Consider the following 26,963-nt stretch of genomic DNA (forward strand, 5'->3'; position numbering starts at 1 on the left):
TTTGAAGCCATGCAGGAGAAATTATGTCTTTATTATACAAACGATTTGCATAGTAACTTTTCCCAGTGGCCAAGGGTGGCCGGGTATTTAAAAGAGGCCAAAGCAAGTAAAGCACGTGAACAAGCATCATGCTTGCTGATGGATGTTGGGGATCACGTTGACCGGGTTCACCCGATTGCGGAAGCGTTTATGGGGAAGGCGAATGTACAACTGATGAACGATGTTGGCTATGATGTTGTGACACTCGGGAATAATGAGGGGATTACACTTGGGCATGAGGATCTTTATCACCTCTATGATGACGCGGATTTTCAGGTGGTTTGCGCCAATTTGCATGATATGGCAGAGAAAGAACCGGATTGGCTGAAGCCTGTAGTATATTTCCGGTCGGTAAACGGAGTGCGTATTGGTGTGATAGGGCTAACCGCCCCCTTTAACAACTACTATGAATTGCTGCAATGGCATGTTTCCAATCCGTTTAAGGCATTAGAAAAATATATTAAATCAGTCAAGGAAGCTGCTGATATCGTTATTTTATTATCACATTTAGGAATCAGTGAAGATCAGGCGATTGCAAGAAGGTTTTCGGAAATTGATGTAATCATTGGCGGACATACCCACCATTTATTGCGGACAGGGGAAAATGTCAATAACACGATTATTACTGCTGCAGGGAAACATTGTACTTTTGTCGGTGAGGTTATTCTGACATGGGATCACCAGGCAAAAAAGCTTGTTCATAAAGAGGCATATACAACCGATATTACCCACTTAGCGAAGGATTCGGAAACGGAAAAAATGCTGCAGCAACTTTATAAAAAGGCGAATAATCTATTAGGTCAAACTGTTGTTCATTTGCATCAGACAATCGAAGTTAAGTGGTTCCAGGAAACGGCGATTATGCGGAAACTGACCGACACAATGAAAATGTGGACAAAAGCAGATTGTGCCATGTTAAATTCCGGGTTACTGCTTGATGAGCTTTCCAAAGGGGATGTTACCTATAAAGACATTCACCGGATATGTCCACATCCGATTAATCCTTGTGTTGTGGAATTAACCGGAGATGAATTAACAGAAGTTGTCCGGGCATCGTTTACGAAGGATTTAATGGAGCTTAAGTTGAAGGGCTTCGGGTTTCGCGGAGAAGTAATTGGCCGTATGGTATTTTCCGGATTGGCGATTGCTACAACAGTCCTGACGGATGGGCGTGAGTCGGTAAAAAATGTATTCTTTCAAGGTGAACCGCTTGATCCGGATCGCATTTATTCAGTTGCTGTGGCCGATACATTTACATTTGGACGGTTACTCCCGGAAATAGCAAAATCCGAAACTAAACAATACTTTTTACCAGAATTCCTCCGCGATCTACTAGCCTATACATTGAGGAATGATTTTGATGGGAAAGCGGATTAGAATAGAGACACGAGCGGGGGCCCATCAGAATTGATCGAGGATTAGGCAAAATTGATCGAGCACAGGTAAAATTGATCGAGCCGGATGAAAAATCGACCGAGCAACGGGCGAAATCGATCGAGCGGTATAGAAAGTCGATCGAATTACGTGCGAAATCGATCGAGTGGGGGAAAGTCGATCGGGCAACAGCCAAAAGTCAATTGAGCAGTGTAGAAGGTCGATCGAGCAGCATGACAACAATCAATCACAATAAGAACCCCAAGTGACATTGTCCAAGCTCCTTGAATACATATGGTAGTGTAGGTCAAGGAGGAGGCATGAGCACGAGAATGATTACGGTGAATCCGCTCGAGGTTGACGGAATGTTCTTTACTGCTATTACGGTGGAACTTCCAAAAACAAATTTATTGATGATTACAAATGAAATTGGTTACATCATGTGTGGAGCTTTGGATGTGGATGTGCTGAATGAGGTACTAGCAGATCGTAACGTTATTGCGGGTCGCGCGGTTGGTGTTAAAACAATTGATGATTTGCTGCATGCACCACTCGAAAAAATTACTGATGCATCCAAGGCGTATGGCTGGGAACCTGGCATAATCGGGAGAGATGCATTATTAAACATATCGTAAAATGTCTTCCAGAGGGGAGGCATTTTTTAAACCCAAGAATTTAACATGTGGTAAGGGTCAACTTATGAGCATTAAACATCGGATCGAGCGCTAGGCATCAAATCCAAGGGTACGAACATCAAACCGAGTGAAGAAACTTTGCCCAAGCTAAACGCTGTGAACTGCTACCTGAAAATAGAGGCAACACGTTTGGAAAATTGCCCTCTTACATGGAAGATGCTGAAATTTCATGAAAAGTTGCTGAAGTTCGACAAAAAGTTCCTGAACCAAACCCGAAGGTTGCTAAACATACTGGAATACCGATGAACATAATCCCGCAAGAACCGTATGAAGTGGACTTTACGTCTGCTGTCAATATTACAGATTCAGCTTGTCAAAAATAATATAAAATGCCAAGTCTAACCCCCCTAAAACAAGCATAGATTGTTTTAGGGGGGTTTTCATATTGCTGCGACGACAACCATTTTTTCGAAAAAAACGAACACCACCTCCAGTGAAAAATATTGTGGTCATTACGATGATTTTATTCCTGTTGATGATCTGGTTTGCTATTTTTATTGTGAATAAAGGTATAGAACCGGCGTTAATGGATATTGCAAAATCAAAATCAAATGAATTTGCCACTCGTGGGATAAACGCGGCAGTTAGGTTTGCGGAGGGCTACGATTTTGAAGATGTATCTGAATTTACCAGGAACAATGAAGGGGAGATTACCTCCTGGAAAATTAATACTGCAGCTGTTAATGAAATAAATCGGTATGCTACAGACCGGGTGGAGGAATTTTTTCAATGGATGAATACTGGGGAAGTACCCGAGGATTCGAGCTTGGAGTTGGAGTATGGCAATACGATTGAAGAAATGCGTAAAGAAGATCCCACACTAGTGGAAATCCCGCTTGGCATGGTAACGGGGAATACGGTACTGGCCAATTTGGGTCCAAAAGTTCCTGTAAATATGGAGCTTATTGGAAATGTAAAAACCGATGTTGTTCATAAAGCGGAGGCGTTTGGGATAAATAGTGCGATGGTTAAAGTATTTATTCATGTAGAAGCGGAAGTCCGAGTTGTTATTCCATTTTCAACTGATGTAAGGGAAGTAAGTACGGATGTATATGTAGACTCTGGAGTAGTTAATCTGGGTGTTCCGGAGTTTTACGGTGAAGGTGGGAATAATGGTCCATCAATAGCTGTCCCTAAAGATGACCTTAACAAGGACTTGAAAGATAACGAATAATCCAGTATAATTTAATTATAATTAAATCATGAACCTTATCAGATCGGTGAGGTAGAGGTGCAAATGATAGGAGTAGCCAATCGGAGAATGACAACGATGATGATTGGCAAAAGGATTGTTTGCCGAAGTGTAATAAGGGTCAAGCTTATTATAGCTGGTATGTCTTTGAATAAGGGATGTACTGTCATGCATTGGACGCTGCATGGAGAACTACTGATCGAAATGGAGGATAACGTATACTTATAAACAATGGTAGGTTATTTTCTATCGTTGTTTTTTTGTGTTTTTGGCGGGATTAGTTCCATCACTAACAGTCTCCTCTTATTTTGCAGTCTTCTTCATGCACTTGATTAGAAAATAATGGAGGTAGACATGATGGAAGGAACAATTTATTCATTAATCCCAGCAGTACTCATGCTTGTATTAGTGTTGCTTACGAGAAAAGTTCTGCTTTCATTAGGAGCGGGAATTATTGTTGGGGCATTATTTATTCATGATTTTAATATTTTAGGATCATTAAACGAAATCTGGGAAACATTTTATACGATTTTTGTTAGCAATGGGAGGTTAAATACCGGAAATATACTGTTATTAAGTTTCTTATTATTTCTAGGTATTATGACGGCATTTATTACGGCATCAGGTGGCAGCCGGGAATTTGGAGACTGGATGATGAAGCGGGTCAAGACAAGAGTCGGAGCCCAGGTGATGACGGCAATTCTTGGAATTATTATTTTTATTGATGATTATTTTAATGCCTTAGCTGTTGGACAAATCGCCAGGCCGCTGACGGATAGGCATCGTGTCTCACGGGCAAAATTAGCCTACTTTATCGATTCAACATCCGCTCCCGTGACCGTGATTTCCCCAATATCCAGTTGGGGCGCATACATCATCGGTTTGCTGGGAAGTTTATTTGCGGCAAATGGGATCACAGATATCCAGCCGCTAGAAGCTTTTATAAAAATGATTCCGTATAATTTTTACGCAATCGGCGCATTGCTGCTCGTATTTCTTGTCGCTTGTATGAAAATTGACTTCGGGCCGATGTTGAAACATGAAAATCGCGCAATCGAAACGGGTGAAGTAGTAAATTCTAACGAAAAAGTACCAGGAGATTTGCAGGAAACGTTTAAACCCCATGAAAATGGCAAGGTGTATCACTTGATTGTACCCATCCTGGTGCTTGTTGTGGCAACGGTAACGGCGATGATTGTTACTGGATATCAAGATGGTGGAGATGCCAGTCTCCTGACGATTTTCGCAAATACAAATGTAAATGTATCACTTTTTACTGGTGGCCTGTTAGCGGTTTTGACTGCATTTATTTTTCATTTAAGCCAACGAAAGCCTAAAGCAAATGTCGGAAACATTATTTGGGAAGGAATCAAGGCAATGCTTCCGGCTATCTATATATTGCTACTGGCATGGATGATTGGTTCCATCATTAGTACATTGGAAACGGGAGACTATTTGGCACGATTAGTTAACGATGCATCCATCAATCCGGCATTGTTACCATTTCTATTTTTCATTATTGCCGGTTTTATGGCATTGGCTACCGGTACCTCCTGGGGAACATTCGGCATTATGCTGCCAATTGCTGCAGAGGTCACCGTTTTAACAGACGTGAATATGCTGCTTCCAACGCTTGCCGCAGTACTTGCAGGATCTGTGTTTGGCGATCACTGCTCACCAATTTCGGATACAACAATTTTATCCTCAACTGGTGCAGGTGTAAATCACATTGATCATGTTTTAACCCAATTGCCTTATGCGCTGCTGGTTGCTTTGGCCTCATGTGTAGGTTACTTAGTAATTGGATGGACGAATCAAATGGCACTAGCATTATGTGCTGCGCTTATTGTCCTGATTATCATTGGTTCCTTGATTCACTTTTTGGCAAAGACAAGGGTGAAAAACTAGGAAATTCCCCTATACACGATGTGTGTGGGGGAATTTTTATTCCTGTAAAATGATTTACTTTGACATAGTCAAAAAGTACCGGTATAATACAAGCATAAATATCAGAAAAAAGTAAAGATTTTTATTTCCTGTAATACATTTAAAATAGGGAAAGAAATCAGGTAAGAGGAGGTCAAAAAATGGAAAATCGTTCACAGTGGGGAACACGAGCAGGTTTTATCATGGCTGCTGTAGGGTCTGCAATCGGACTCGGGAATATTTGGCGTTTTCCATCGGTAGCGTATGAAAATGGTGGTGGAGCATTCTTTATCCCATATTTATTCGCACTGTTAACAGCAGGAATTCCGATATTAATCATGGAATTCACAATGGGGCATAAATATCGGGGGTCAGCGCCATTAACGTACAGTAAAATGAATAAAAAGTCGGAATTTATTGGCTGGTGGGCAGTAGCAGTTGCTTTTGTCATATCTACGTATTATTCCGTTATTATTGCTTGGGCAATATCCTTTTCGGTCTTTTCATTCAAGCTGAGCTGGGGAACCGACACAGAATCATTTCTGTTTAACGACTATCTGCATTTGGCAGACCCTGGACAGATCGGCGGTTTAGTACCAGGTGTATTGATTCCGTTGATTATTGTTTGGATACTTGTACTCGGAATTTTATTTAAAGGCGTTAAAAAAGGTATCGAAATTGCGAACCGAATATTTATTCCGGCATTGGTTATCATTTTCTTAATCATCGTTATTCGAGCAATTACATTACCTGGAGCAATTGACGGGTTAAATGCATTTTTTGAACCTGACTTTTCAAAAATTGCTGAGCCAGGAGTTTGGGTGGCTGCATATGGGCAAATATTCTTTAGCTTGTCAATTGCATTTGCGATCATGATTACGTACTCCAGTTATTTGCCGAAGAAATCGGATATTACGAACAATGCATTTATTACTGGCTTTGGTAACTCAAGCTTTGAATTGCTGGCAGGGATTGGCGTATTCTCCGTACTTGGATTTATGGCTGCCCAGCAAGGTGTTTCTGTAGATGAAGTTGTAGCTGGTGGTGTCGGATTAGCATTTGTTGTGTTTCCACAAATCATTAATCAGTTCCCGGCATTGAACGAATTGTTTGGCGTTTTATTCTTCCTTTCATTGGTACTCGCGGGATTAACCTCGTTAATGTCGATTACCGAGACATATGTCGCAGGACTGGTTGATAAATTTAAAATCTCCAGAGGGAAGGCAGTATTGTTTGGCGGTGGATTAGCTGCAATCATTTCCTTGCTATTTGCAACAAGAGGCGGTCTTAACTTCCTCGATGCAACCGACTACTTTATTAATCAATTCGGTGTCGCTTTACTTGGATTAGTCGAGGTTATCTTTGTTGCTTGGGGATTGCGTAAGCTTGGTGAATTTAAAGCACATGCGAATGAAATTTCTGATATTCGACTAGGTTCATGGTGGACGATTAGCTTAGGTTTCATCACACCACTTGTACTCGGATACATGATGTATGGGTTGTTAAGGGATAATCTGACAAGAGCTTTTGATACACCTACTGGCAACTATGAAGGCTATCCTGATTTCTTTATTTTATACAGCGGATGGTTTGTTGCGATCGCAGCTCTTGTAGTTGGTGTAATCATGTCACTAAGCAAATGGAAAACAGCGCAAAGAGAAGAAGAATCTAGAGCTAAGGAGGCAAAATAATGAGTACTGGAGCTATCGTTGTTGCGATCCTTGGTATTGTTATTATCTGGGGTGGTTTGGCAGCAAGTATTGCAAATGCAGTGAAGAAGTCGAAGCAATCAAACTCAAATTAAACATACGAGCGTCGTTATCTTTTGATAACGACGCTCGTTTCACATTTCAGCGTCTGGATCAAGCAAGCGGGGCGAAAATATCAACCCCAGAGCTGGACAATTAACCCGAGCGCGAGGATAAGCTTTTCTTTACAACAACTACCTATTTCTGTCTGGCCATTCGTTCCCATTTTCGTAAATATGGATATGGGTCAAAGGACCATTCACTATAGCCATTATCTTTATACATTCCATAATGCAGGTGTGGCGGGAATTTTCCCGATGTTCCTGGAGGGCCGTATCCAGTTGAACCGACACTGCCAAGCACATCACCAGGCTTGACCACCTGACCAACTTTAATCTTATCGTCATAGCCGCTTAAATGTCCGTAATAATGATAAATGTTATTAATATCCCGGATTCCAAGCCGCCAGCCGCCATATAAGTTCCAGCCTTTCATTTCGATAACCCCATAGGTTGTTGATTTTACCGGGGTGCCGTAGCCTGCGAAAATATCTGTTCCTTCATGGATACGTACGCCGCCAAAACCGCGTCTATCCCCCCATGTGCTCCGGTAACTGTAATTATATTTAATGGATACCGGAAAGTCCCGATCCTTCAGATTTAATTTTTGAAACTGTTGGAACACCTTGGCAGTACTCATAATGGTTTGTACGGTCAGATCACGTTTGTAGTAATGCCACAGTCCGATTTTTATATCATCTTTTGTTGGTCCGTAGCTTAAGAGCCAGTTAGCCATTGTGAATAAAGCATCCTCTGGGTTACCGGGGTCAGCTTTTTTATCTCCGTTTCCATCCTTGCCAATACCACTGAAAAAGGCAATTACGTCCTGATCTGTAATCATAGCACTGTTTCCGAGTCCATACCACAGCTCGTCAGGAAAAGATATGGAAATTACTTTTTCATTAGATGTGTCTTTTTCCGTATTCCGTTCATATTGGTCAATAGCAGCAATGTAATACCACGGGATTTGCGTTACGGCTTCCGTTTTTTTATATAGAGACATTCGCTTTTTATAAATGGAATCGTCCGCAGATGTTTGTTCAGCCCCCAGTATAAAGGAAAGGAACAGGAAAAAAAGGAACATATAAGTACGTTTGTTGAACATCTTATGTCACCTCAAATTTTTATATAGGCAAAGAGGGCGGTCTTTTTTTGCCGCCCCCTTTGTGGAGGATCGGAAAGTTTGGGATATTCATGTCAACCTGAAATTTAATCTTATTTTTGCTTGTTGTCATCTCTTCCTTGCGGGGATTTGTTCATCTCATTAATAATCTGTTCTATTGTGTTGTCATAATTTTTATTTGTCGCACTTGAATTATGCAGACTTTGGATATCGTTCATCAATGTTCCGTTGTCGGAAACGTAAACGTCAAAAAATCCAGGCATCGTTGATTTAGCTGTTTTACTGGCAATATCCGCTGCAGTCCTGTCATCCAGGTTATCGTTTTTTTGGTAGGCAATCAGCACTTCTTCGTCGGTAACAAGTGTAGCAACCTCATCAAATCCCTCATTACGCAAAATCAGCCGTGTAATCATGTCAGCCATTCTGGTACGGTCGATTCGAACGGAATGATTACGCTCCGTATCACTATTTAATTGATCTTTATCGTAGCGAACATAACCAAGTTTATTATCCGTCTCCTGGTCTGTTGGTGTATGTTCTCTTGTTGGATCCAATTCATCGGATATTTGCTCTTGTTCACTTGTTGCATTGTTTCCCCCATTACATCCAGCAACAATTGCCAAGCTTAAGACAGATGATAGAAAAACCTTCCATTTCATCGATTGACCTCCTAAAGGCAAGATGATATTCCCCTCACCTGTTAGTTTGCAGTGCTCCTAAAAAATCATACGGATAATATAAAAGGTTAAGCTTTGTAATTTCTGGTTACCGTTCGAATAAGTGTGATAAACTATAACCAAGGTAAGTGGGGTGAAAGAGTTGATTGAAATTCAAGGAAAATATTATGAAATTATTGAAAATATTAAAAATGCTTTTAAGGAAACAGCATTGCATGACCGGTATTCGGATATATTATCGAAATATGACTATATTGTGGGCGACTGGGGTTATGATCAGCTTAGATTAAAAGGGTTTTATGCTGATCACAATGCAAAGGCATCGTTTGATACAAAAATTAGTGCGCTTGATGATTATTTGTATGAATATTGTAATTTTGGCTGTGCTTATTTTGTTTTAAAAAAGATCGATAAGTAGGAGGGCAGTCCCCCGCTATTTTAATGAATTAACGTACCGGGGGACAGTTCCTATTCTTCCTGTTGCGGGTGGACATCGTCAGGCTCGTCGTGGATCGGGTGGGCGCCAGGAGTTTGTCGTGGCAAATCTTCATGTAGCTCCCGGTAAGGAAATACAAAAGCGCTGTCACGACGCTGATGGTCAGTCCAAGGGGTTGACTTGCTTGAAGTAATAGGCTTATCTTCGTTGATTGGTGAGCCAACTGGACCCTCCGGAAATTCTTCCGGGATTAAAAAATTTTCTCTCCGGTTCACGTTGGAAAAATCCGAGTAATGCTTTTTATCCTTTTTTCCCATTTCATACACCCTTTCTTATAAGCAAGCCTCTAAATAGTTTTTGCAAAAAGAAAGGTTATATCATGCCAATTGCTGGTATTAATTAGCCAAGCTTCTGTCCGGGCAGTATATTCAGGTTGTTAAGCTTGAAATATTTCGCCCAAAAAGGTGCGTATCTCATCTGCTTCTATTTCCGTAACCTGAAATACGTGTTCCATTCTTCCTTTTTCCGCAATATCTTCCGGTCCCAATATGGCAAAGTGGTTCTTGCGCAAATCAATTACAATCTTTTTTTGCGGATCTTCTTTATCTTTGATAAATGCAAAATCATACCGGTGAAATTTGCCCATAAAACTGACATACCGAACTTCTTTTGTCACCGTTTCATCTTTTAAATAATCAAATGTTCTGCGCATGTAATTCTCCTCACTCAATAATGATATTTGTTTCACTATACCACGTTTTGCTTAATGGATCATTTTTAATGTGGTATAGTAAAACTACTTGGACAGCTGGGGGTAAAGGAAATGTATTTTGTTGATCGTGAAAAAATTGAACAAACACTTGCATATATGGACTTTTTGCTTCAAGAAGCAGAAGGGTTATATGTTAATTCGGTTATGGAAAAGCTTGGTTTGGAACGAATTACACAAATGGTTGCAGAAGCTATTCTTGACGTTGGCAACATGATGATTGACGGTTTTATTATGCGGGACCCAGGCGGATTTGACGATATAATTGATATTTTAATTGACGAGAAGGTCTTACCAAAAGAGGATGAAGCTGTTTACAAAGAAATGATTCAGCTGCGAAAAATGGTTGTAAAGGATTATTTAACGATTGATCATCAAAACTTAAGTACTACTATTTTGGATAACAAAGATGTGCTCGATCAATTTAGTACGCATGTACGCTATTACCTTGATAATGAGTTAGGTGTGGCAAATGCATTTTCGAATGAGTAATAAAGAAAAGAGGCGCCACTAACGTGAAAAAATACAGCGCATATTTAATTGATTTGGACGGAACAATGTATCGTGGCAATGAGCGTGTTGAAGCAGCTGCTGAATTTGTAGAAGCATTACATCGAAAAGGGATTCCGTATTTATTTTTAACGAATAATTCATCGAAAACCCAGGCACAAATAGCGGAAAAATTGTCCGGAATGGGGATAAGATCAACACAGGATAGTGTGTTTACCTCAAGTATGGCAACTGCCAAGTACATCAAGCAGCTTAAAAAGGATGCTCGCTGTTTTGTAATTGGCGAAGAAGGGTTAATTGATGCAATACAAAGCGAAGACTTGCTGATTACCGATGATGATGCAGATTTTGTTGTTGTCGGTATTGATCGTGACATTAATTATGAAAAACTGGCAGCGGCAACTTTAGCTGTTCGCAATGGGGCATCGTTTATTTCGACAAACAGTGATATTGCCATTCCGACTGAACGAGGACTTGTTCCGGGAAACGGCGCACTTACCGCGGTCATCACTGTCAGCACTGGTAAGGAGCCGATTTTTATCGGGAAACCGGAGAAGATTATTACGAATGAAGCATTAACGGCACTTGGTTTTGCAAAAGAACAGACATTAATGGTAGGAGATAATTATCATACAGACATCCTTGCCGGTATACGTGCTGGTATTGATACGTTAATGGTGTTTACTGGTGTGACACCATTTGAAGATTTTCCTAAAATGGAAAAGAAACCGACATATCATGTGCAAAATTTATCGGAGTGGATGGACTACATATGAAAGGGAGTGCTGTTTTAGGCACTCCCTTACTCACTAATCATCCAGCTGTTTCACATCAGCACTGCCGTGTGCAAGTCTGCTCGATGCAGCAGCGGCGATTGCCCCAACAATATCATCAAGGAATGTGTGACACTCACCGGTTGATTTATCATTTAACCGTTCAAGAATTCCTGGTTTTTGTTTATCAATGTAACCATAATTTGTGAACCCAATCGAACCATATACATTGACAATTGACAGGGCAATGATTTCATCGACACCATATAAGCTTTCGTCTGTTTCAATGGTTTGCTGGAGAGGATGATCCAATTTATTCTGCTCAGCAAGTTTATCAAGCTGAATTCCGGTGAGAATCGCATTTTGCACTTCTCTTTTCGTTAAGACGCGATCAACATTAAATCTACATTCTTCCATACTTAAATCATCATGGTACTTTACTTGTAAGTAATAAACAAGTTCAGCGATATCATCAAGGGTGACGCCTCTTTCCGTTAACCATTCCCTTGCTTTTAATTCCAATTCACTTTGTTTTGTATTTTTATCCATCATGATCACCTTTCATTTATATATTTCGAGATCCCAAGTAAAAAAGTGCTGCTGACCAACATAGACTATAATAAATAGGCTTTTACAGGAGGGACCTTTTTGCAGGACTTACTTGCTACATATTATGATATCCAAACGGAAGGGACCGTAGTGCTGGATAACCGATATGGCAATAAAAATGGTGAATATATCTATTTTATCATTTCGGCAGACAACAAGGAAGCTATTCATATGGAACAAGCGGCACTTGCATATTATTTAGCAGAAAACAATTATCATCACACCGCGCTTCCGATTCAGACGAGGCATGGTGATTGGTTTCTGGAATATCAGGGGAAACACTATCTCGTTTTACAGGTGAACTTATTGGGAGAGCGTAATCCATCTTCTCCCGGCAGACAGCTGGCTGAATTTCACGAGCTCGGAGCAACGTATCGCTATGAACCACAGAAAATATCCAGTTATGGTCAATGGAAACAGCTATGGATTAATAAACTGACCGGATTTGAAAAAAAGTTGAGTCAGGAGGCAGAAGAACATCCTTGTGATTATTATCGACGGGTCAAGGATGCATTTCCCTATATCATCGGATTAAGTGAAAATGCAATTCAATACGTCCAGGAAACAGAACAGGAATATCGTTTTGACAATGCTGATCAAGGTACAATAGCCTTTAAACGTTATCAGGATAGTATAACGAAGCCCGTTATTTGGACCGATCGTTTAGTGTATGATCATCCGGTAAGAGACTTGGCGGAACATGTTCGCTATTTATTTTTACAGGATGGAAACAAAAAAAACGATTTGAATTTATTTCTCCATGACTACCAATCGATTCGACCATTATCAGTATTCAGCTGGAGACTATTGTATGCCAGATTAATTTTTCCTATCCATCTGTTTGATGTGTTGGAGAGGGGGTTTAACCAAGAGGATTCAGATCTGCTTGATCAGGAATTAGCTCATTTATTAGCGAAACAAACCGTCTATGAAAAACGGCTGGGAGAGTTTTTTGACGATTTAGGAATTGATCATCAAGGTTTACAGATTCCTGTGTTACACTGGGTATAAGAAGGATTATACATGAGGTGAGGCATGATGACAAAAAGCAGTATTTATATCACAAGAAAACTTCCAGAAGAAGTGATTGAACCATACCGGAAATTATTCCATATTCGCATGTGGGAAAGGGAGGATGTGCCGGTTCCAAGAGATTTGCTAATAAAGGAAGTAAAAGATGCAGATGGGCTATTTTGTCTGTTAACGGAGAAAATAGATCAGGAAGTGCTGGAGCATGCCTCCCATTTAAAAATTGTCGCCAACATGGCAGTTGGCTATGACAATATCGATGTGAAAGCTGCAGCAAAATTAGGCATTACTGTTACGAATACACCAGACGTGCTGACGGAAACAACAGCTGATTTGGCGTTCGCTTTGCTAATGACCACCGCAAGAAGAATGATGGAAGCAAGTGATTATATCAAAGCAGACCACTGGCAGTATTGGTCACCCCTTTTACTTGCTGGGTCAGATATACATCATAAAACAATCGGGATTGTTGGAATGGGGCGGATTGGTACGGCGATTGCGAGACGTGCCAGCGGTTTTGGCATGGACATTTTGTATCATAACCGATCGCGGCATCCTCGTGCGGAAGAACAGCTGCATGCAGTATATGCTGATTTTGATACAATCCTTGGAAAATCCGATTTTGTCGTGTCGGTGATCCCGCTGACAAAGGAAACAGAGCGGATGTTTGATCAGCAGGCATTTGAAAAGATGAAGCAATCGGGGATTTTTATCAATGTGTCACGCGGTGGAGTAGTGGATGAATGCGCGCTTTATAAGGCATTGGTAAAAAAGGAAATACGTGCTGCCGGGCTGGATGTTTTCGAAAAGGAACCGATCAGAAAAGACCATCCGCTTTTGCAATTGGAGAATGTCGTTTGCCTCCCGCATATTGGATCGGCTAGTGTAGAAACACGTATGGAAATGGCTCGTTTATGCTTGGAAAATATCCGAAATGTATTACATGGAGAGGAACCGATGACCCCGGTTTAAGAAGGAAAAAGGCAGACACTTAGGAAGTGTCTGCCATATTATCGATTTAGAATACCTGTTCAATCTCCGTTACACCTGGAACCTCGGCCATTAACGCACGCTCGATTCCGGCTTTCAAAGTGATGGTTGAGCTCGGGCAATTGCCACATGCTCCCATAAGACGAATAAGTACAATACCATCTTCATCAACATCAATTAACTCCACATCGCCGCCATCACGCAGTAAGAATGGACGTAATTTTTCCAGTACTTCGCGAACTTGTTCTCGCATTATCCATCTTCTCCTTTCTTGGTACTATTATAAGCTGAATAACGAAAAAAATCTATTGGGAATTTATATGCTTAGTAATCCAGATAGTATTATTTTATCTTTTATTAAAGTTTTTGTAAAATAAAAGTAACTACAATGGTGGAGGTTTTGCTAATGGGGAGGAAGAAGGTAACGATTACAATTTACGGGGCAGAGCAAATTTGTGCAAGCTGTGTAGGTGCACCAGGTTCAAAGGATACGTATGAGTGGCTTCAGGCAGCAATCGCCAGAAAATATAATGCTGATGTTGTAGAATATGAATATATTGATATAAACAAGCCACCAGAAGCAGGAAAGCATAAGCAATTTGCGAAACGTGTATTGGAGGAGGATATGTTTTTCCCAATCGTTTTTGTCAATGATGAAATGGTTGCAGAGGGAATTCCCAGATTAAAAACAATTTATCAGGCTTTGGATCAACATGGTGTGAAACTTTTAGCATAAGGAAATGAGGACTATTGATGGAGATACCTTTTACAAAAATGCATGGGCTAGGCAATAATTATATTTATCTCGATTTATTTCGTTTTGAAATCAAGGAGGAGATGCTGCCTCGATTAGCAAGAGCGGTTTCTGATGTGCACACCGGGATCGGATCGGATGGGTTAATTTTAATTCAGCCGAGTGAAGTAGCTGATGTTAGCATGCGGATTTTTAACAAAGATGGTTCGGAAGGAAATACGTGTGGGAATGGCTTGCGTTGTGTGGCGAAGTACGTTTCAGAGAATAACATTGTTTCTTTTAGAAAGTTTTGGATTGAAACAAAAGCAAATGTTGTTGAGGCAGCGGTAGAACTGGATGAAAATGATGATATAAAAGAAATTACAATTAATATGGGTGAACCACAATTAAAGCGGGAACAAATCCCGATGCTTGGGGAACCTGCAAGTAAGATTATTGCTGAACCATTTGCAGTTGACGGGCAGCAATTACAGGTAACAGCTATTTCTATGGGGAACCCACATGCTGTATTTTTTGTGGATTCGATTGAAGACGCACCGTTACACGAACTAGGGCCGGTTATTGAAAAAGATGCCCGTTTTCCCGAAGGCGTTAACGTCGAGTTTGTCGAAATACTATCTGACCGTGAAATGAATTTTCGTGTCTGGGAACGCGGATCGGGCGTGACAGAGGCGTGCGGTACTGGGGCATGTGCGGCAGTGGTAGCAGCAATTTTGAATGGTTTTATGAAAAAGGGCGAACGAATATGTGTCCACTTAAGTGGTGGAGATTTGTTTATACGTTGGGATAAACAAGGCCAGGTTTGGATGACAGGCGGAGCAGAAGTCATTGCCACGGGTGTGTTTTACTTGAGTTAAATCGTTTGAATCAGGATAGAACTGTTAGTATACTAAAGAGTAACAGATCGTTGGTGGGCCATCGGAAAATGAAAAGGAGGACATGAAATGGTTATTACATTGACAGAGAACGCTGTTGGTCAAGTAAAGGAAATGATGAAAGACGAAGAAGAAAATGTTCGCCTCAGGTTTGGTATCAAGGGTGGCGGCTGCAGTGGATTATCCTATTCTTTAGGTTTCGATTATGATGTAAATGAAGAACTGGATATGGTTGACGAAATTAACGGCATTCCCGTTGTCATATTTAAACAGGATATTCCGATTATAGAAGGTACGACAATTGACTTTAAAGAAAATATGATGGGCGGCGGGTTTGCGATCGATAATCCGAATGCTATCGTATCATGTGGCTGTGGTTCATCGTTCAAAGCGAAAAATCGCGAAGGTACACCAGAGAAATGTTAATGATTGGCCAGGGCGCTTTTGTGGCGTCCTGGCTTTTGCTTGGATTTGGGGTTGAGCCTGAACTTGGAGTTTGCCGAACTTGACCGATTTACTGTCCGAAAAGGGTCAAATACTATCCAAACGGGCAAAAACACCATTGGAATTAGAAATACTATCCAAAATGAGTAAAATACTATCCGAAAAAGGAAAATACTATCCGAATCTGCCAAATACTATCCGAATCAGAGCAAATACTATCCGAAAAAGGAAAATACTATCCAAATCAGACCAAATACTATCCAACCGAGCGGAAATACTATCCGAGTCATAACAGGTTAAGCAATGCATCCAATTCGAGCAGGTATTTACGATCCTTAAAAGTTCCTGTCGATTGCAACCCTAACGATTGCAGCTGCTTTGTGGCTATTGAGATTGAGTTCAATCGTACAAATGATTTATATTGGCGGTTTGTAATGGTGGACCCAATTAATAGGTAATGATCAAGCAATCCTCTAATATGCGCTTTTTTATTTAGAAGTCCACATCTGTTACACTTCCAGTTACCTCGTATTCGCTCCATAGTGAGGTCCTTGCAATTTTCACAATATAATCCGTTTCGTATTTCATGCTTGTCAATTCCATACCACTGAAGGATTTCCGGGTTGGCAGTGACATGCTTTTTGATAAGCTGCTCAGATAAATTTCTCTGTTGAAGAGGCGACAGTAATTTATCTGGATAGCGTTTGGGAAGGGCCTTTAGTTTAAACGGTAAATTCATCGCATGTACCACTTTGTCATAAAATAATTTGTCCTTGGAATTTGTATCTATTATAGTTGATGAATTGCTGATAACGACAAATGGTATGATCGGTGGGACCGGAAAATGGTGTTGTCGCAGCCATGATTGCAGCTGCAGGACGTGTCGGTTGGCTTGGGTTAATGGATAAGGATAGGACTTTACTGTTCCATCTGGAGTTGTTTGAATTAACTGTTGTGCTGGTTCATCAAAGAATAGTCTTCCAATCATATTTTTTACTTCTAATGGGATAATCATAGACGGTGTGGTGATAAGCGAATCAATTTGAAAATGAGTATCTTTCCAGGGGAGCCGTAGTCCATGATGAAATAAATGATGTTCATGCTCAAAAAAGGATAAATGATAGTCAATTGATTTTTCACCATGAAACCCTGCATGTCGTTTGCGTAGATCTTCTTCAATTCGAGGCCTTAGCAGATGTCCGTCAGCAAGTCGTCGTAAAGCCGATTCAAGTTTTAGAATCTCTATTGGTGTTCTTCTATTGTTATACGCCAAAAAATCACTCCTTATTTTTGCATATAGTAGATATTCTATAATTAAACCCCATTTCCTTCATTAAAAATCGTCAAATTGATGAACGTTTGTAAAGCAAGGTAGTTTTTACTTTGCTACGAACTAAATAATGTATAATAGTACTTATAAAAATCATGGGAGGAATAAAAAACAAGATGCCTGATCGTCGTGGAAAACAATTATGCATTTCCAAGGTACCCTTTTTCAATCATTTAGCAAATCATGAAATGTTCGAAATTGTTAAAAAGGGCAGAAGCATTACATTCCAAAAGGGAGAGTTTATTTATCAGGAAGGTGAGCCGTTGGAATATTTATATATTGTACATAAAGGCCGGGTGAAAATTTATCAGCTGTTTGAATCGGGTAAGGAACAATTACTGCGGATTCTGGAGACAGGTGAATTCATGGGAGAACTTGCCCTTTTTTCGGAAAAAATGCTGGACAGCTATGCAGAGGCAATGGAGAAAACCGAGATATGTGCGATTCATCGGAAGGATATGCAAGAGCTGATGCAGACATATCCTACAATAGCGATTAAAATTTTGGAGCAATTCAGTAACCGCCTGGATCAAACGGAAAAACTTGTTGGACAGTTGAGTACGAAGGATGTGGAAACGCGCCTTGCCGGTTATTTGGTTGAGCTTGCACAGCAAAAGAATTCAATGGATATTATGCTGCCGATGAGCAAAAAGGATTTGGCCTCCTACCTCGGGACTACCCAGGAAACAATCAGCAGGAGACTGTCCAGTTTTCAGACAAACAGCTGGATAGCACAGACCGGCCATCGAAGGATTAAAATTACCGATATTGATGCATTAACTGATTGTGCAGCTAATATATAAATGGATTTCAATATTACAATGGGCTTGCGGATAATCTTGATCGTGGAAAACATATCTGGCTGTATCCAATACAACATCCGGGTATGTTTTCCACTTGTGATTTCCTTATCAAGTCCCAAACTCGTCGAATGCTTTGGCTATACGCTTGCTTCCGGATCAATATATTGTTTAGAATTGTTGATTGTGAGTCAGCTCTTCTCAGAATCTAATGGCAATTAAGTCTATTTTACAAAGGGATTTACAAATTCCCCGATAACATAAAACTCTCGAATACATGAAAAATACACTTGCTTAGGAAATCGGTTTCTAAAATTTAGCATATTAGTATTGATTTTTATAAAATTAGATAATATAATAAACAAAGAAAGCGGTTTCCTGGATAGGAAAGACAGATAAATTTCGCTGTTAAGGAAACCGGTTTCCGATTATGGATACCTTTTACGTGCAAGCCACTATAATGAAGGAGGTGTATAAACCTAATTTAATAAAATCAAGTATGATAGTTAGCTATTTATAAATTTATAACTCGCAGGGGGTAATTTTAATGAAAAGAAGCAAATTACTGTTAATGATTGGTATCATGGTGACACTTGTCTTTTCACTTGCAGCGTGCGGTGATAAAGCCTCAAGTGATAAAGACGAAGATGGAAATGTCACGTTGGATTTTTGGGTATTTGGTGCAACGAATTATGACGAATTGGCTAAGGAATATGAAAAGGAACATCCTGGGATCAAAATTAAAGTAAAAACTTCCGAAAACGCTGATCATCATAACAGCTTATTCACAGCATTATCTGCAGGAAGTGGTGCACCGGATCTAGCCATGGTAGAGATAGATCAATTTGATCGATTCAAGGAAGCAAAAGATAGATTCGTAAACTTGTATGATTTAGGTGCCGAAAAAATTCAAGATAAATATTTGGATTGGAAATGGAAAATAGGCGAAAGCATGGAGGGTGATTTCCTATTTGGTTTACCAACTGATATTGGGCCAAAAGCTATGTTCTATCGTACAGATTTGTTTGAAGAGGCTGGTTTGCCAACTGAACCAGATGAAGTGCAGAAATTGATTCAGTCTAAAGAAGACCTTATTAAAGTCGGAGAACAGATCAAGGAGAAAACTGGCAAGCCTTTACTAGATAGTATGGAAATGGCATACCGTGCGGTTATCGATGGAGCAGAAGAAAGCTTCTATGATCAAGATGGAAATCTATTAGTTGAAAAAGATGGAAATGCTGTTAAAAAAGCATATGATTTAGCTGTAGAATTAAACGAGCATGGGCTAGTCGGTGAATATGATATGTGGACACCAGAATGGGGAAATGCCGTAAATAATGGCGATTTTGCAATTGAAATGGGCGCGGCATGGCTAAAAGGCTGGATGTTGGATAATGCACCGGATGCATCAGGCAAATTCCGTATTGCAACCTTGCCGAAGGAATTTGCTGGTAACTGGGGCGGTTCTTATATCACTATCCCAAAAGAGACCAAACATGATGATGAGGCGTATGAATTTGCAAAATGGTTAGTGTCGCCTGATAATCAGTTGAAATCATTCAAAAGTGATGCAGGTCTTTTCCCATCATCACCAGAAGTTTACGAGATGGACGAATTCAAAAAAACAAAAGATGAATTTTTTGGCGGTCAAAGTACATCGAAATATTTTGCGGAAGCAGCTCAAGATATCAGTTTTATCTATAAAGGTGACAAGTACACGCCGACTCAGGATGAAGTGCTCAATGCATTGAAAAATGTTCAACAAGGGGCAGATCCGGATAAGGAATGGGCTGCGGCTGTTAAACGAATGAAAGATCTCAATAACAAATAGAGATGGATAAGCATCAGCTTTTTTCCAATTTATGAGAAAAAACCAGAGCATAGAATACTTGCTTGTTTTATCCTCGGTTTCCTGAAAATATTGCATATTCATTGATATGGCAGTCTTTCCTGCCATATCAATGTCTTTTAAGAAGGGAAGGAGAGAAAATGGCTTTTACACACAAAAGAAAATACCGATCAGAAGCAACCAAAGACAAAATTAGTGCCTATTTGTACATTTCACCTTTCTTTATTATTTTTGCCGTAATTGGCTTATATCCTGCTATATTCAGTCTCTATCTGGCATTTCAAAATTGGAACGGATTGGGTGAAATGACCTTTGTTGGTCTCCAGAACTTCAGTGTTGTCTTGCATGATTCAACGTTTTGGAAGGCACTTTACAACACAATTATCATGGGCATTATGGGAACAGCACCGCAGCTCATTTTTGGTATTATTTTAGCATTTATCCTGAACCAGGCATATCTGAAATTTAAAAATGCCTTTCGCGCCATGATTTTTTTGCCTTACATTACCTCCATGGTAGCTGTAGCGCTTGTATTTGGAGTATTTTTCAGCAATAACGATACAGCGTTGGCTAATTACATTTTAAACCTTTTTGGCATGGACTCCGTTGCATGGAAAACAAGTGAATGGGGTTCGAAAATAGCTATTTCCATTATGGTTTTTTGGCGATGGATCGGTTACAACACCATTATCTACTTGGCGGGGCTGCAAAGTATTCCAAAGGACTTATATGAAGCTGCTCGGATTGATGGGGCAAATATTTTCCAGCAATTACGCTATATTACGCTTCCATTATTAAAACCTTTCGTTGTTTTAACGGTGTTCTTTTCCACTGTTGGTGCATTGCAATTATTCACAGAACCTACCGTGTTTTTGGGAGGGTCGGCATTTAGCAGGACAGAAGCAATGACGGTTGTAATGTATTTGTATCGTGATGCATTTAGTTTACAATCCTTTGGAACAGGTTCTGCAACAGCAGTTATTTTGCTAGGTATTATTATTGTTGCTTCCGCCATTAATACCTATTTGACATCCGGAATTAGAAAAAAGAACAAGGGGATAAAATCATGAATAAAAAATTTAAATTTGGACGATTTTTCGTGTATTTATTTCTGATTGTTGCATCTTTCTTAGCCATCTTCCCCTTTTACTGGATGTTTGTGATGGCAACAAGGCCAAGTGCAGCATATAATTCGATTCCTCCAACAATAACACCGGGTGATAAATTAGTCGAAAACTTTCAAGCAGTATTGGAAAAAATACCTTTTTTTGGTGCGATGTTCAATACACTAATTGTTTGTTTAGTTGTTACACTTGTCGTTCTATTAATTAGTTCATTGGCTGGGTTTGCTTTTGCAAAATTCAGGTTCCCGGGGAAAAATATTTTTTTTATTTCTATATTGCTAACGATGGTCATCCCACCGCAACTTGGTTTAATTCCACAATATTTTTTAGTTGCCAAGTTTGGATTGCTGGATACCCTGTTTGGTGCAATGATTATCTTTTTCCTGAATCCGTTAGGAATTTTCTTAATGAGGCAGTATATAGCGCAATCCATTCCGGATGAATTAATTGAAGCGGCTAAACTGGACGGCTGTTCAAACTTCCGTATTTTCCGGAGTATTGTTCTTCCAATCATATTACCGGCCTTTGCCACATTAGGAATTATTGTATTTACGGCAACGTGGGGAGAATTTTTGTGGCAATTCACTGTTCTTCGCGACCCGGATATGTATACAATACAAGTAGCCCTCTCTTCAATGAATACAACAAGCAATGTTGATTTTGGGATGTTGCTGTCTGGTGTGTTTTGGGCAACAATTCCACTCGTTATTGTGTTCTTGATGTTTAATAAGTTGTTTATCTCCAGTATTACAGAGGGTTCCGTTAAATAATACGAGTAGATCACGAAGGACATGAGGTATGACAATGAAACTTACTATTAAAGATATTGCAAAGCTGGCAAATGTTTCTCCAGGCACTGTTTCAAAAGTAATCAATCAATCGGGGAATCTTAGCCGGCAAACGATAGAAAAAGTAAAAAAAATAATCGAGGAAACCGGTTACCAGCCGACGTTTTCAGCAAAAGCGCTGGCAACAAAAAAATCCAATCTTATCGGGTTAATCTATGCGGGAGATATCAATGCGGAAATGAACCACCCATTTTTCAATGATGTTGTTAATTCATTTAAAAATGCAATCGGAAATCTTGGCTATGATATGCTGGTTTTTTCAAATAACAAATTTAGCAAGGACGGGCGGGATTATTTGGCTCGGTGTATTCATTTTCAATTGGATGGTTGTTTGATTATAGCGGGGGATCGAATTGAAGAAGCCACAAATGAGCTGGACCAAAGTGATTTTCCATGTGTCGGAATTGATATTGCACTGAAAGGCCCAAATTCAAGCTATGTTACAACAGATAACCGGAAAGTTTCCGAAGCGGTTGTGACCTATCTTTATTTAAACAGGATGAAGGAAGTTGCCTTTATCGGAGGCCCAGAAGACTCATTTGTCTCAAGTATTCGTAAAGACAGTTTCATTCGTAATATGGAGCTTTTTGGCATGAAGGTTAAGGACGAGTGGATCCAATACGGAGATTATTTTGAAGATAGTGGGTATGCTGCGATGAAGCGGATATTGGCAGCTTCAAAACGCCCACAAGTTGTTTATGCTGTTTCTGACATGATGGCATTAGGTGCTTTACGTGCCTTGAAGGAAAAGAGGATTCGTGTCCCTGAGGATATCAAGTTAATTGGTTGTGATGATATTGAAGCTTGCCGTTACAGCGACCCACCGCTGGCAACAGTAAGACAGGATAAAGACAAGATGGGGAAGCTTGCGGCACATATGCTCCATGATTTAATCAATGAGGAGGTTCAACCGAATTCAGTAATGGTCGATCCTCAGTTAGTTGTACGCGGTTCGTGTTCTTTTGACTCAATTCATTAACTAGTGGAATGATTCGATAAAATAAGCCGATTAATAAAACACAGATAAAAATCAGAACAATGTAAGGGGATGGTGATGATAGGTTGACAGGAAAGAAACATTGCTAACAACAAGAAATTGACGAAAAGTATGAGGTGGACGTAATGAAACGTTATTTGGCAGTTGATATTGGTGGCACCTATATCAAATTCGGCATTGTTGATGAAGGGGCAACCATATTGAAAATGGATAAAACAAAAACACCGGAAACATTGGATGGACTACTAGATCTAGTGGTAGATCTTTACCATAAAAATCAAGATGTTGCTGGCGTAGCAATCAGTTGCCCTGGTGCTGTCTCGGATACGGGAATCATATACGGCTCTAGTGCTTTATCCTATCTTCATGGGCCAAATATCAAACGGTTGATTCGTGATCGGATTGACTTGCCGATATTTATGGAAAATGATGCGAATTGTGCGGGTTATGCCGAGGTATGGAAAGGAAAAGCACAGGGAAAAAAAGACGCGATCGTTGTTGTAATCGGAACAGGTATTGGTGGAGCTCTCATCAAAAATGGATTGGTGCATAAGGGTGCCAATTTGCATGGTGGTGAGTTTGGCTATATGGTGATCCCTACTGGCTCAGGGGTTGACTATGACACGTGGAGCGCAACCGGTGCCACCGGTGCATTAGTGAAAAATGTGGCCAACTTAAAACATATGAACGAGAAGGAATTAACGGGGGAAGCTGTATTTGAAATGGCGAACGACGGAGATGTGGATTGTAAACAAGCCATCGATCAGTTTCATCAATATTTAGCTTTGGGAATTTACAATTTGCAATATATCTATGATCCAGAGATTATTTTAATAGGTGGCGGCATTAGTGCCAGAAACGACCTAATCGATCATATAAATGCGAAATTGGACGATATTCTTAATCGTCTGAAGGCCTCAAAAATAAAACCAGTCATCGATACATGCGAATTCGGACAATACGCCAACATGCTTGGGGCTGTATATGGTTTTATTAATTGGTGGAACTTGGCTGGTTCTTCTGCCTCGGTCATCAAATGAAAATTATAAATAAGAGAATGATGTAAATGGAGCTGATATGAATGGATCATCCAAATTTAGATGAGTTTCCTAGAAATTTTTTATGGGGATCTGCTTCGGCAGCTTACCAAGTGGAAGGTGCTTTCAATGAAGATGGAAAAGGTCCTTCTATTTGGGATAACTTCACAAAGATCCCCGGAAAAACTTATCAAGGTACGAATGGTGATGTCGCAGTCGATCATTATCATCGATACAAAGAAGACGTAGCATTGATGGCAGAAATGGGGTTGAAGGCATATCGCTTTTCCGTATCGTGGAGCCGTATTTTTCCAATGGGTAAAGGTAAGCTAAGTGAAGCAGGAATACAGTTCTATGAAAATCTGATTGATGAGCTGCTACATCATGGTATTGAGCCAATCGTCACGCTGTATCACTGGGATCTTCCACAAGCACTTCAGGATGAATATGGTGGCTGGGAGTCTCGACAAATCATCAATGATTTTAATGATTATTGTGTTACATTGTTCGAACGGTTTAAAAATAAGGTGAATTACTGGGTAACATTGAATGAACAAAATGTTTTTATCGGACTAGGATATGAACAGGCTGCGCATCCCCCGGGTGTCAGCGATCGCAAGCGGATGTACAACGCCAATCATATTGCCAATCTGGCCAATGCGAAGGCTATCCAATCTTTTAGACGAATTATCACTGATGGAAAAATTGGTCCTAGCTTTGCGTATGGACCAGCCTATCCATTTTCCAGCGAACCGAATAACATTTTGGCAGCGGAAAATGCGGAGGAATTCCAAAGTTATTGGTGGATGGATGTGTATAGCTGGGGGGTGTATCCAAAAGTTGCATGGAAATATCTTGAAAAGCACGGACTGGCGCCAATAATTGAAGACGGGGACGACGAGCTGTTAAAAGCAGGTAAACCAGATTTTATCGGTGTCAATTATTATCAGACCGCAACGTTTACTGCCAGTCCGCTGGGCGAACAGTTCAGTGCTTCTAATAAGGAAAACCATGATGGAAAAAAAGGTAATTTCGTTGAAAGTGGAAATGCTGGTTTGTTCAAACGAAAACGGAATGCGGCGTTAGAAACGACCAATTGGGATTGGGAAATCGACCCTGTTGGACTAAGAATTGGCTTGCGCCGGATCACGAGCCGTTATGGGCTTCCAATCTTAGTGACAGAGAATGGTTTGGGGGAGTTTGACAAGCTGGAAGAAAATGATGCTGTCAATGATGACTACCGAATTGCTTTTATTCGCAAGCATATCGAGCAATTACAGGCAGCCGTTACCGATGGTGTGGATTTGCTTGGATATTGTACATGGTCATTTACCGATTTGCTCAGCTGGCTGAACGGCTACCAAAAGCGTTATGGGTTTGTTTATGTGAACCGTGATGAATTGGCTGAGAAGGACATGAGGCGGATGAAGAAAAAGAGCTTTCATTGGTATAAAAAGGTAATTGCAACAAATGGGAAAGAATTGTAAAAAGTGCCAGCGGGAGAACAAAGGCGCAAGCACCCGGTTAGTTAATACTCCAAAATATACCAATTACAGAAATAAAAAACATATCCGGGACGACACGAACATGATCCGGATATGTTTTTTTTATTTGTCAATGATTACTTTACTAAGTCCAAACTCGTCGAATGCTTTGGCTGTACCCTTGCTTTTGGATCAATATATTGCTTGGCATTATTGACAGCAGTCGGTCCTTCACCAAATCCGGTGGCAATTAGGTTTATTTTGCCTGGGTATGTACAAATATCCCCAGCAGCATAAATTCCTGGAATATTGGTTTCCATTTTCGTATTCACGACAATGCTGTTCTTCTCAATTTCCAAGCCCCAATCTTTTAGTGGCCCTAATGTAGAGACAAAGCCATAATTGCACAATATGGAATCAACCTCCAGCTCTAGTTGCCGGTCACCTTTTACTTCCTGCAGCAATACGCGTTCAATTTTATCATTTCCACTAATATCGCCAGGCGTAAAAGGAGTAATGATTTCCACACTTGAGTTCATTAATTTTTCGACACTGTACTCATGGGCACGGAATTTATCGCGGCGGTGTACCAATGTTACTTTTTCTGCAATCGGTTCCAGCATCAAGGCCCAGTCTACTGCTGAATCACCGCCGCCCAGCAGCATCACATGCTGGTCTTTATAGTGATTCATGTCTTTTACATGGTAATGTAAATTAACACCCTCAAACCTTTCAAAATCGCCAACATTCAACCGGCGTGGCTGGAATGCGCCATTTCCGGCTGTGATGATAATGGTCTTCGTATAATGCGTTTCTTTATTGGTAGTAAGTTTAAATGACTGATCATCCAAACGTTCTACTTTTTCAACTGCCTGCCCCAATACAATCGCCGGGCTAAACAGGTTGGCCTGCTCCTCCAGGTTATCGACCAAGTCCTGTGCACGAACTTTGGGGAAACCAGCGACGTCGTATATATCTTTCTCCGGATACAAGGCTGTTAATTGTCCACCGGTATGTGGCAAGCTTTCAATTATTTTAACACTTGCATCGCGCATCCCACCGTAAAAGGCTGTGAACAAACCAGTTGGCCCTGCTCCGATAATCGTTACATCATATATTTGTTCTGCCATTATTACTCCTCCATTCTCTCTGCCTCTATACTACGATAAATTGATTTAATCATAAAGAAATATGCAATAATGTGAAGCTTTATCAGTGGGGGGATTAACGCACCGAATGTCGTGGTGCAGACAAAGACATGCGGACGTGGCATACTTGGCCTACCTTTATCCGTAACTGAATTTTAATTAGACGAATCGGGCACCTTCTATATTTTTTTATGGAGATTCTACTAACGGTTATAACAGAAATATTTTTATTTCAATAACACTGGAATTATAACTGGGAGAAATTTAAATTTTAAGAATGTATTATTTAGGGTTGAAAATTGTAATGAAAAAGGCTAAGATATT

30 protein-coding genes and 1 riboswitch are annotated in these 26,963 nt (G+C 40.2%); of the genes, 22 read left to right on the plus strand and 8 right to left on the minus strand.

The window, feature by feature from the left end:
• Positions 1 to 9 precede the first annotated feature (9 nt).
• The 7 genes from CZ382_RS21250 to CZ382_RS21280 all read left to right on the plus strand — a co-directional run bounded on the left by CZ382_RS21250 (position 10) and on the right by CZ382_RS21280 (position 7,030).
• A complete protein-coding gene (locus tag CZ382_RS21250) occupies positions 10 to 1,416 on the plus strand; it encodes a bifunctional metallophosphatase/5'-nucleotidase (protein ID WP_088053088.1) in 1,407 nt (468 codons plus the stop codon).
• A gap of 71 nt (positions 1,417 to 1,487) precedes the next feature.
• Positions 1,488 to 1,682: a hypothetical protein gene (locus tag CZ382_RS23560; RefSeq protein WP_140392760.1), complete on the plus strand. Its 195-nt coding sequence runs from the start codon at positions 1,488 to 1,490 to the stop codon at positions 1,680 to 1,682.
• 63 nt (positions 1,683 to 1,745) lie between these two features.
• A complete protein-coding gene (locus tag CZ382_RS21255; RefSeq protein ID WP_088053089.1) occupies positions 1,746 to 2,048 on the plus strand; it encodes a YunC family protein in 303 nt (100 codons plus the stop codon).
• 445 nt (positions 2,049 to 2,493) lie between these two features.
• Positions 2,494 to 3,282, plus strand: a complete 789-nt coding sequence (gene yunB, locus CZ382_RS21260) for a sporulation protein YunB (RefSeq protein ID WP_230856010.1) — start codon at positions 2,494 to 2,496, stop codon at positions 3,280 to 3,282.
• 44 nt (positions 3,283 to 3,326) lie between these two features.
• Positions 3,327 to 3,503: riboswitch (Lysine riboswitch) on the plus strand.
• Between the two features lie 154 nt (positions 3,504 to 3,657).
• Positions 3,658 to 5,208: a Na+/H+ antiporter NhaC family protein gene (locus tag CZ382_RS21270; protein WP_088053091.1), complete on the plus strand. Its 1,551-nt coding sequence runs from the start codon at positions 3,658 to 3,660 to the stop codon at positions 5,206 to 5,208.
• Between the two features lie 179 nt (positions 5,209 to 5,387).
• Positions 5,388 to 6,917, plus strand: a complete 1,530-nt coding sequence (locus CZ382_RS21275) for a sodium-dependent transporter (RefSeq protein ID WP_088053092.1) — start codon at positions 5,388 to 5,390, stop codon at positions 6,915 to 6,917.
• Entirely contained in the window at positions 6,917 to 7,030 is a 114-nt protein-coding gene (locus CZ382_RS21280) for a methionine/alanine import family NSS transporter small subunit (protein WP_088053093.1), read from the plus strand. The genes CZ382_RS21275 and CZ382_RS21280 overlap by 1 nt, the downstream gene beginning before the upstream one ends.
• Before the next feature lie 142 nt (positions 7,031 to 7,172).
• Here the strand turns inward: CZ382_RS21280 and CZ382_RS21285 are convergent, their stop codons facing one another.
• Together CZ382_RS21285 and CZ382_RS21290 are read right to left on the minus strand one after the other, a co-directional pair.
• Positions 7,173 to 8,138 carry a M23 family metallopeptidase gene (locus CZ382_RS21285; RefSeq protein WP_088053094.1) on the minus strand — a complete coding sequence of 322 codons (966 nt, stop codon included), beginning with the start codon at positions 8,136 to 8,138 and terminating at the stop codon, positions 7,173 to 7,175.
• A gap of 110 nt (positions 8,139 to 8,248) precedes the next feature.
• Positions 8,249 to 8,815: a YhcN/YlaJ family sporulation lipoprotein gene (locus tag CZ382_RS21290; RefSeq protein ID WP_088053095.1), complete on the minus strand. Its 567-nt coding sequence runs from the start codon at positions 8,813 to 8,815 to the stop codon at positions 8,249 to 8,251.
• A gap of 160 nt (positions 8,816 to 8,975) precedes the next feature.
• Here CZ382_RS21290 and CZ382_RS21295 point away from each other — a divergent pair, with 160 nt between their 5' ends.
• Positions 8,976 to 9,251 (plus strand): YutD family protein, encoded by a 276-nt coding sequence (locus CZ382_RS21295; protein WP_088053096.1) that lies wholly within the window; start codon positions 8,976 to 8,978, stop codon positions 9,249 to 9,251.
• A 50-nt stretch (positions 9,252 to 9,301) separates the two neighbouring features.
• Here CZ382_RS21295 and CZ382_RS21300 read toward each other — a convergent pair whose 3' ends face one another.
• Both CZ382_RS21300 and CZ382_RS21305 read right to left on the minus strand, forming a co-directional pair.
• Positions 9,302 to 9,586, minus strand: coding sequence for a hypothetical protein (locus tag CZ382_RS21300; RefSeq protein ID WP_088053097.1), 285 nt, complete (start codon positions 9,584 to 9,586; stop codon positions 9,302 to 9,304).
• Positions 9,587 to 9,705: 119 nt separating this feature from the next.
• A complete protein-coding gene (locus CZ382_RS21305) occupies positions 9,706 to 9,981 on the minus strand; it encodes an SAV0927 family protein (RefSeq protein WP_088053098.1) in 276 nt (91 codons plus the stop codon).
• 111 nt (positions 9,982 to 10,092) lie between these two features.
• Between CZ382_RS21305 and CZ382_RS21310 the strand changes: the two genes are divergently transcribed.
• Positions 10,093 to 10,530, plus strand: coding sequence for a DUF86 domain-containing protein (locus CZ382_RS21310; protein WP_088053099.1), 438 nt, complete (start codon positions 10,093 to 10,095; stop codon positions 10,528 to 10,530).
• Between the two features lie 23 nt (positions 10,531 to 10,553).
• Positions 10,554 to 11,324, plus strand: coding sequence for a TIGR01457 family HAD-type hydrolase (locus CZ382_RS21315; protein ID WP_088053100.1), 771 nt, complete (start codon positions 10,554 to 10,556; stop codon positions 11,322 to 11,324).
• Between the two features lie 33 nt (positions 11,325 to 11,357).
• Here the strand turns inward: CZ382_RS21315 and CZ382_RS21320 are convergent, their stop codons facing one another.
• Positions 11,358 to 11,870 carry a phosphatidylglycerophosphatase A family protein gene (locus CZ382_RS21320; RefSeq protein WP_088053101.1) on the minus strand — a complete coding sequence of 171 codons (513 nt, stop codon included), beginning with the start codon at positions 11,868 to 11,870 and terminating at the stop codon, positions 11,358 to 11,360.
• A 99-nt stretch (positions 11,871 to 11,969) separates the two neighbouring features.
• Between CZ382_RS21320 and CZ382_RS21325 the strand changes: the two genes are divergently transcribed.
• Positions 11,970 to 12,941 carry a protein kinase family protein gene (locus tag CZ382_RS21325; protein ID WP_088053102.1) on the plus strand — a complete coding sequence of 324 codons (972 nt, stop codon included), beginning with the start codon at positions 11,970 to 11,972 and terminating at the stop codon, positions 12,939 to 12,941.
• Between the two features lie 27 nt (positions 12,942 to 12,968).
• On the plus strand, positions 12,969 to 13,931 hold the full coding sequence (locus CZ382_RS21330; RefSeq protein WP_088053103.1) for a 2-hydroxyacid dehydrogenase: 963 nt from the start codon (positions 12,969 to 12,971) through the stop codon (positions 13,929 to 13,931).
• 46 nt (positions 13,932 to 13,977) lie between these two features.
• Here CZ382_RS21330 and CZ382_RS21335 read toward each other — a convergent pair whose 3' ends face one another.
• Positions 13,978 to 14,202 carry a NifU family protein gene (locus CZ382_RS21335; RefSeq protein WP_088053104.1) on the minus strand — a complete coding sequence of 75 codons (225 nt, stop codon included), beginning with the start codon at positions 14,200 to 14,202 and terminating at the stop codon, positions 13,978 to 13,980.
• Between the two features lie 153 nt (positions 14,203 to 14,355).
• Between CZ382_RS21335 and CZ382_RS21340 the strand changes: the two genes are divergently transcribed.
• From CZ382_RS21340 to CZ382_RS21350, 3 genes are all read left to right on the plus strand, one after another.
• The gene (locus tag CZ382_RS21340; RefSeq protein ID WP_088053105.1) at positions 14,356 to 14,685 is read left to right on the plus strand and encodes a YuzD family protein; all 330 of its coding nucleotides are present in this window, start codon (positions 14,356 to 14,358) and stop codon (positions 14,683 to 14,685) included.
• A 14-nt stretch (positions 14,686 to 14,699) separates the two neighbouring features.
• A complete protein-coding gene (gene dapF / locus CZ382_RS21345) occupies positions 14,700 to 15,560 on the plus strand; it encodes a diaminopimelate epimerase (protein WP_407701313.1) in 861 nt (286 codons plus the stop codon).
• Positions 15,561 to 15,647: 87 nt separating this feature from the next.
• On the plus strand, positions 15,648 to 16,004 hold the full coding sequence (locus CZ382_RS21350) for a HesB/IscA family protein (RefSeq protein ID WP_088053107.1): 357 nt from the start codon (positions 15,648 to 15,650) through the stop codon (positions 16,002 to 16,004).
• Between the two features lie 304 nt (positions 16,005 to 16,308).
• Here CZ382_RS21350 and CZ382_RS21360 read toward each other — a convergent pair whose 3' ends face one another.
• Complete coding sequence (locus tag CZ382_RS21360; protein WP_159457854.1) at positions 16,309 to 17,295, minus strand: nuclease-related domain-containing protein; 987 nt, start codon at positions 17,293 to 17,295, stop codon at positions 16,309 to 16,311.
• Between the two features lie 173 nt (positions 17,296 to 17,468).
• Here CZ382_RS21360 and CZ382_RS21365 point away from each other — a divergent pair, with 173 nt between their 5' ends.
• The 7 genes from CZ382_RS21365 to CZ382_RS21395 all read left to right on the plus strand — a co-directional run bounded on the left by CZ382_RS21365 (position 17,469) and on the right by CZ382_RS21395 (position 25,494).
• Positions 17,469 to 18,155 carry a Crp/Fnr family transcriptional regulator gene (locus tag CZ382_RS21365; protein WP_230856009.1) on the plus strand — a complete coding sequence of 229 codons (687 nt, stop codon included), beginning with the start codon at positions 17,469 to 17,471 and terminating at the stop codon, positions 18,153 to 18,155.
• 544 nt (positions 18,156 to 18,699) lie between these two features.
• Positions 18,700 to 19,983, plus strand: a complete 1,284-nt coding sequence (locus tag CZ382_RS21370) for an ABC transporter substrate-binding protein (protein WP_088053111.1) — start codon at positions 18,700 to 18,702, stop codon at positions 19,981 to 19,983.
• Between the two features lie 158 nt (positions 19,984 to 20,141).
• Positions 20,142 to 21,071, plus strand: a complete 930-nt coding sequence (locus tag CZ382_RS21375) for a carbohydrate ABC transporter permease (RefSeq protein WP_088053112.1) — start codon at positions 20,142 to 20,144, stop codon at positions 21,069 to 21,071.
• A complete protein-coding gene (locus CZ382_RS21380; protein ID WP_088053113.1) occupies positions 21,068 to 21,895 on the plus strand; it encodes a carbohydrate ABC transporter permease in 828 nt (275 codons plus the stop codon). The genes CZ382_RS21375 and CZ382_RS21380 overlap by 4 nt, the downstream gene beginning before the upstream one ends.
• Positions 21,896 to 21,929: 34 nt before the next feature.
• The gene (locus tag CZ382_RS21385; RefSeq protein ID WP_088053114.1) at positions 21,930 to 22,952 is read left to right on the plus strand and encodes a LacI family DNA-binding transcriptional regulator; all 1,023 of its coding nucleotides are present in this window, start codon (positions 21,930 to 21,932) and stop codon (positions 22,950 to 22,952) included.
• A gap of 143 nt (positions 22,953 to 23,095) precedes the next feature.
• On the plus strand, positions 23,096 to 24,010 hold the full coding sequence (locus CZ382_RS21390) for an ROK family protein (RefSeq protein WP_088053115.1): 915 nt from the start codon (positions 23,096 to 23,098) through the stop codon (positions 24,008 to 24,010).
• Positions 24,011 to 24,051: 41 nt separating this feature from the next.
• Positions 24,052 to 25,494, plus strand: a complete 1,443-nt coding sequence (locus CZ382_RS21395) for a glycoside hydrolase family 1 protein (protein WP_088053116.1) — start codon at positions 24,052 to 24,054, stop codon at positions 25,492 to 25,494.
• Positions 25,495 to 25,628: 134 nt separating this feature from the next.
• Here CZ382_RS21395 and CZ382_RS21400 read toward each other — a convergent pair whose 3' ends face one another.
• The gene (locus tag CZ382_RS21400) at positions 25,629 to 26,621 is read right to left on the minus strand and encodes an NAD(P)/FAD-dependent oxidoreductase (protein ID WP_088053117.1); all 993 of its coding nucleotides are present in this window, start codon (positions 26,619 to 26,621) and stop codon (positions 25,629 to 25,631) included.
• Between the last annotated feature and the right edge of the window lie 342 nt (positions 26,622 to 26,963).

Source organism: Virgibacillus dakarensis (assembly GCF_900155625.1).
Classification (GTDB): domain Bacteria; phylum Bacillota; class Bacilli; order Bacillales; family Amphibacillaceae; genus Lentibacillus_C; species Lentibacillus_C populi.

Coding starts and splice junctions, on each gene's coding strand:
- CZ382_RS21250 (WP_088053088.1), top strand. CDS start 10: ATGCAGGAGAAATTATGTCTTTATTATACAAACGATTTGCATAGTAAC.
- CZ382_RS21255 (WP_088053089.1), top strand. CDS start 1,746: ATGATTACGGTGAATCCGCTCGAGGTTGACGGAATGTTCTTTACTGCT.
- CZ382_RS21270 (WP_088053091.1), top strand. CDS start 3,658: ATGGAAGGAACAATTTATTCATTAATCCCAGCAGTACTCATGCTTGTA.
- CZ382_RS21275 (WP_088053092.1), top strand. CDS start 5,388: ATGGAAAATCGTTCACAGTGGGGAACACGAGCAGGTTTTATCATGGCT.
- CZ382_RS21280 (WP_088053093.1), top strand. CDS start 6,917: ATGAGTACTGGAGCTATCGTTGTTGCGATCCTTGGTATTGTTATTATC.
- CZ382_RS21285 (WP_088053094.1), bottom strand. CDS start 8,138: ATGTTCAACAAACGTACTTATATGTTCCTTTTTTTCCTGTTCCTTTCC.
- CZ382_RS21290 (WP_088053095.1), bottom strand. CDS start 8,815: ATGAAATGGAAGGTTTTTCTATCATCTGTCTTAAGCTTGGCAATTGTT.
- CZ382_RS21300 (WP_088053097.1), bottom strand. CDS start 9,586: ATGGGAAAAAAGGATAAAAAGCATTACTCGGATTTTTCCAACGTGAAC.
- CZ382_RS21305 (WP_088053098.1), bottom strand. CDS start 9,981: ATGCGCAGAACATTTGATTATTTAAAAGATGAAACGGTGACAAAAGAA.
- CZ382_RS21310 (WP_088053099.1), top strand. CDS start 10,093: ATGTATTTTGTTGATCGTGAAAAAATTGAACAAACACTTGCATATATG.
- CZ382_RS21320 (WP_088053101.1), bottom strand. CDS start 11,870: ATGGATAAAAATACAAAACAAAGTGAATTGGAATTAAAAGCAAGGGAA.
- CZ382_RS21330 (WP_088053103.1), top strand. CDS start 12,969: ATGACAAAAAGCAGTATTTATATCACAAGAAAACTTCCAGAAGAAGTG.
- CZ382_RS21335 (WP_088053104.1), bottom strand. CDS start 14,202: ATGCGAGAACAAGTTCGCGAAGTACTGGAAAAATTACGTCCATTCTTA.
- CZ382_RS21340 (WP_088053105.1), top strand. CDS start 14,356: ATGGGGAGGAAGAAGGTAACGATTACAATTTACGGGGCAGAGCAAATT.
- CZ382_RS21350 (WP_088053107.1), top strand. CDS start 15,648: ATGGTTATTACATTGACAGAGAACGCTGTTGGTCAAGTAAAGGAAATG.
- CZ382_RS21365 (WP_230856009.1), top strand. CDS start 17,469: ATGCCTGATCGTCGTGGAAAACAATTATGCATTTCCAAGGTACCCTTT.
- CZ382_RS21370 (WP_088053111.1), top strand. CDS start 18,700: ATGAAAAGAAGCAAATTACTGTTAATGATTGGTATCATGGTGACACTT.
- CZ382_RS21375 (WP_088053112.1), top strand. CDS start 20,142: ATGGCTTTTACACACAAAAGAAAATACCGATCAGAAGCAACCAAAGAC.
- CZ382_RS21380 (WP_088053113.1), top strand. CDS start 21,068: ATGAATAAAAAATTTAAATTTGGACGATTTTTCGTGTATTTATTTCTG.
- CZ382_RS21385 (WP_088053114.1), top strand. CDS start 21,930: ATGAAACTTACTATTAAAGATATTGCAAAGCTGGCAAATGTTTCTCCA.
- CZ382_RS21390 (WP_088053115.1), top strand. CDS start 23,096: ATGAAACGTTATTTGGCAGTTGATATTGGTGGCACCTATATCAAATTC.
- CZ382_RS21395 (WP_088053116.1), top strand. CDS start 24,052: ATGGATCATCCAAATTTAGATGAGTTTCCTAGAAATTTTTTATGGGGA.
- CZ382_RS21400 (WP_088053117.1), bottom strand. CDS start 26,621: ATGGCAGAACAAATATATGATGTAACGATTATCGGAGCAGGGCCAACT.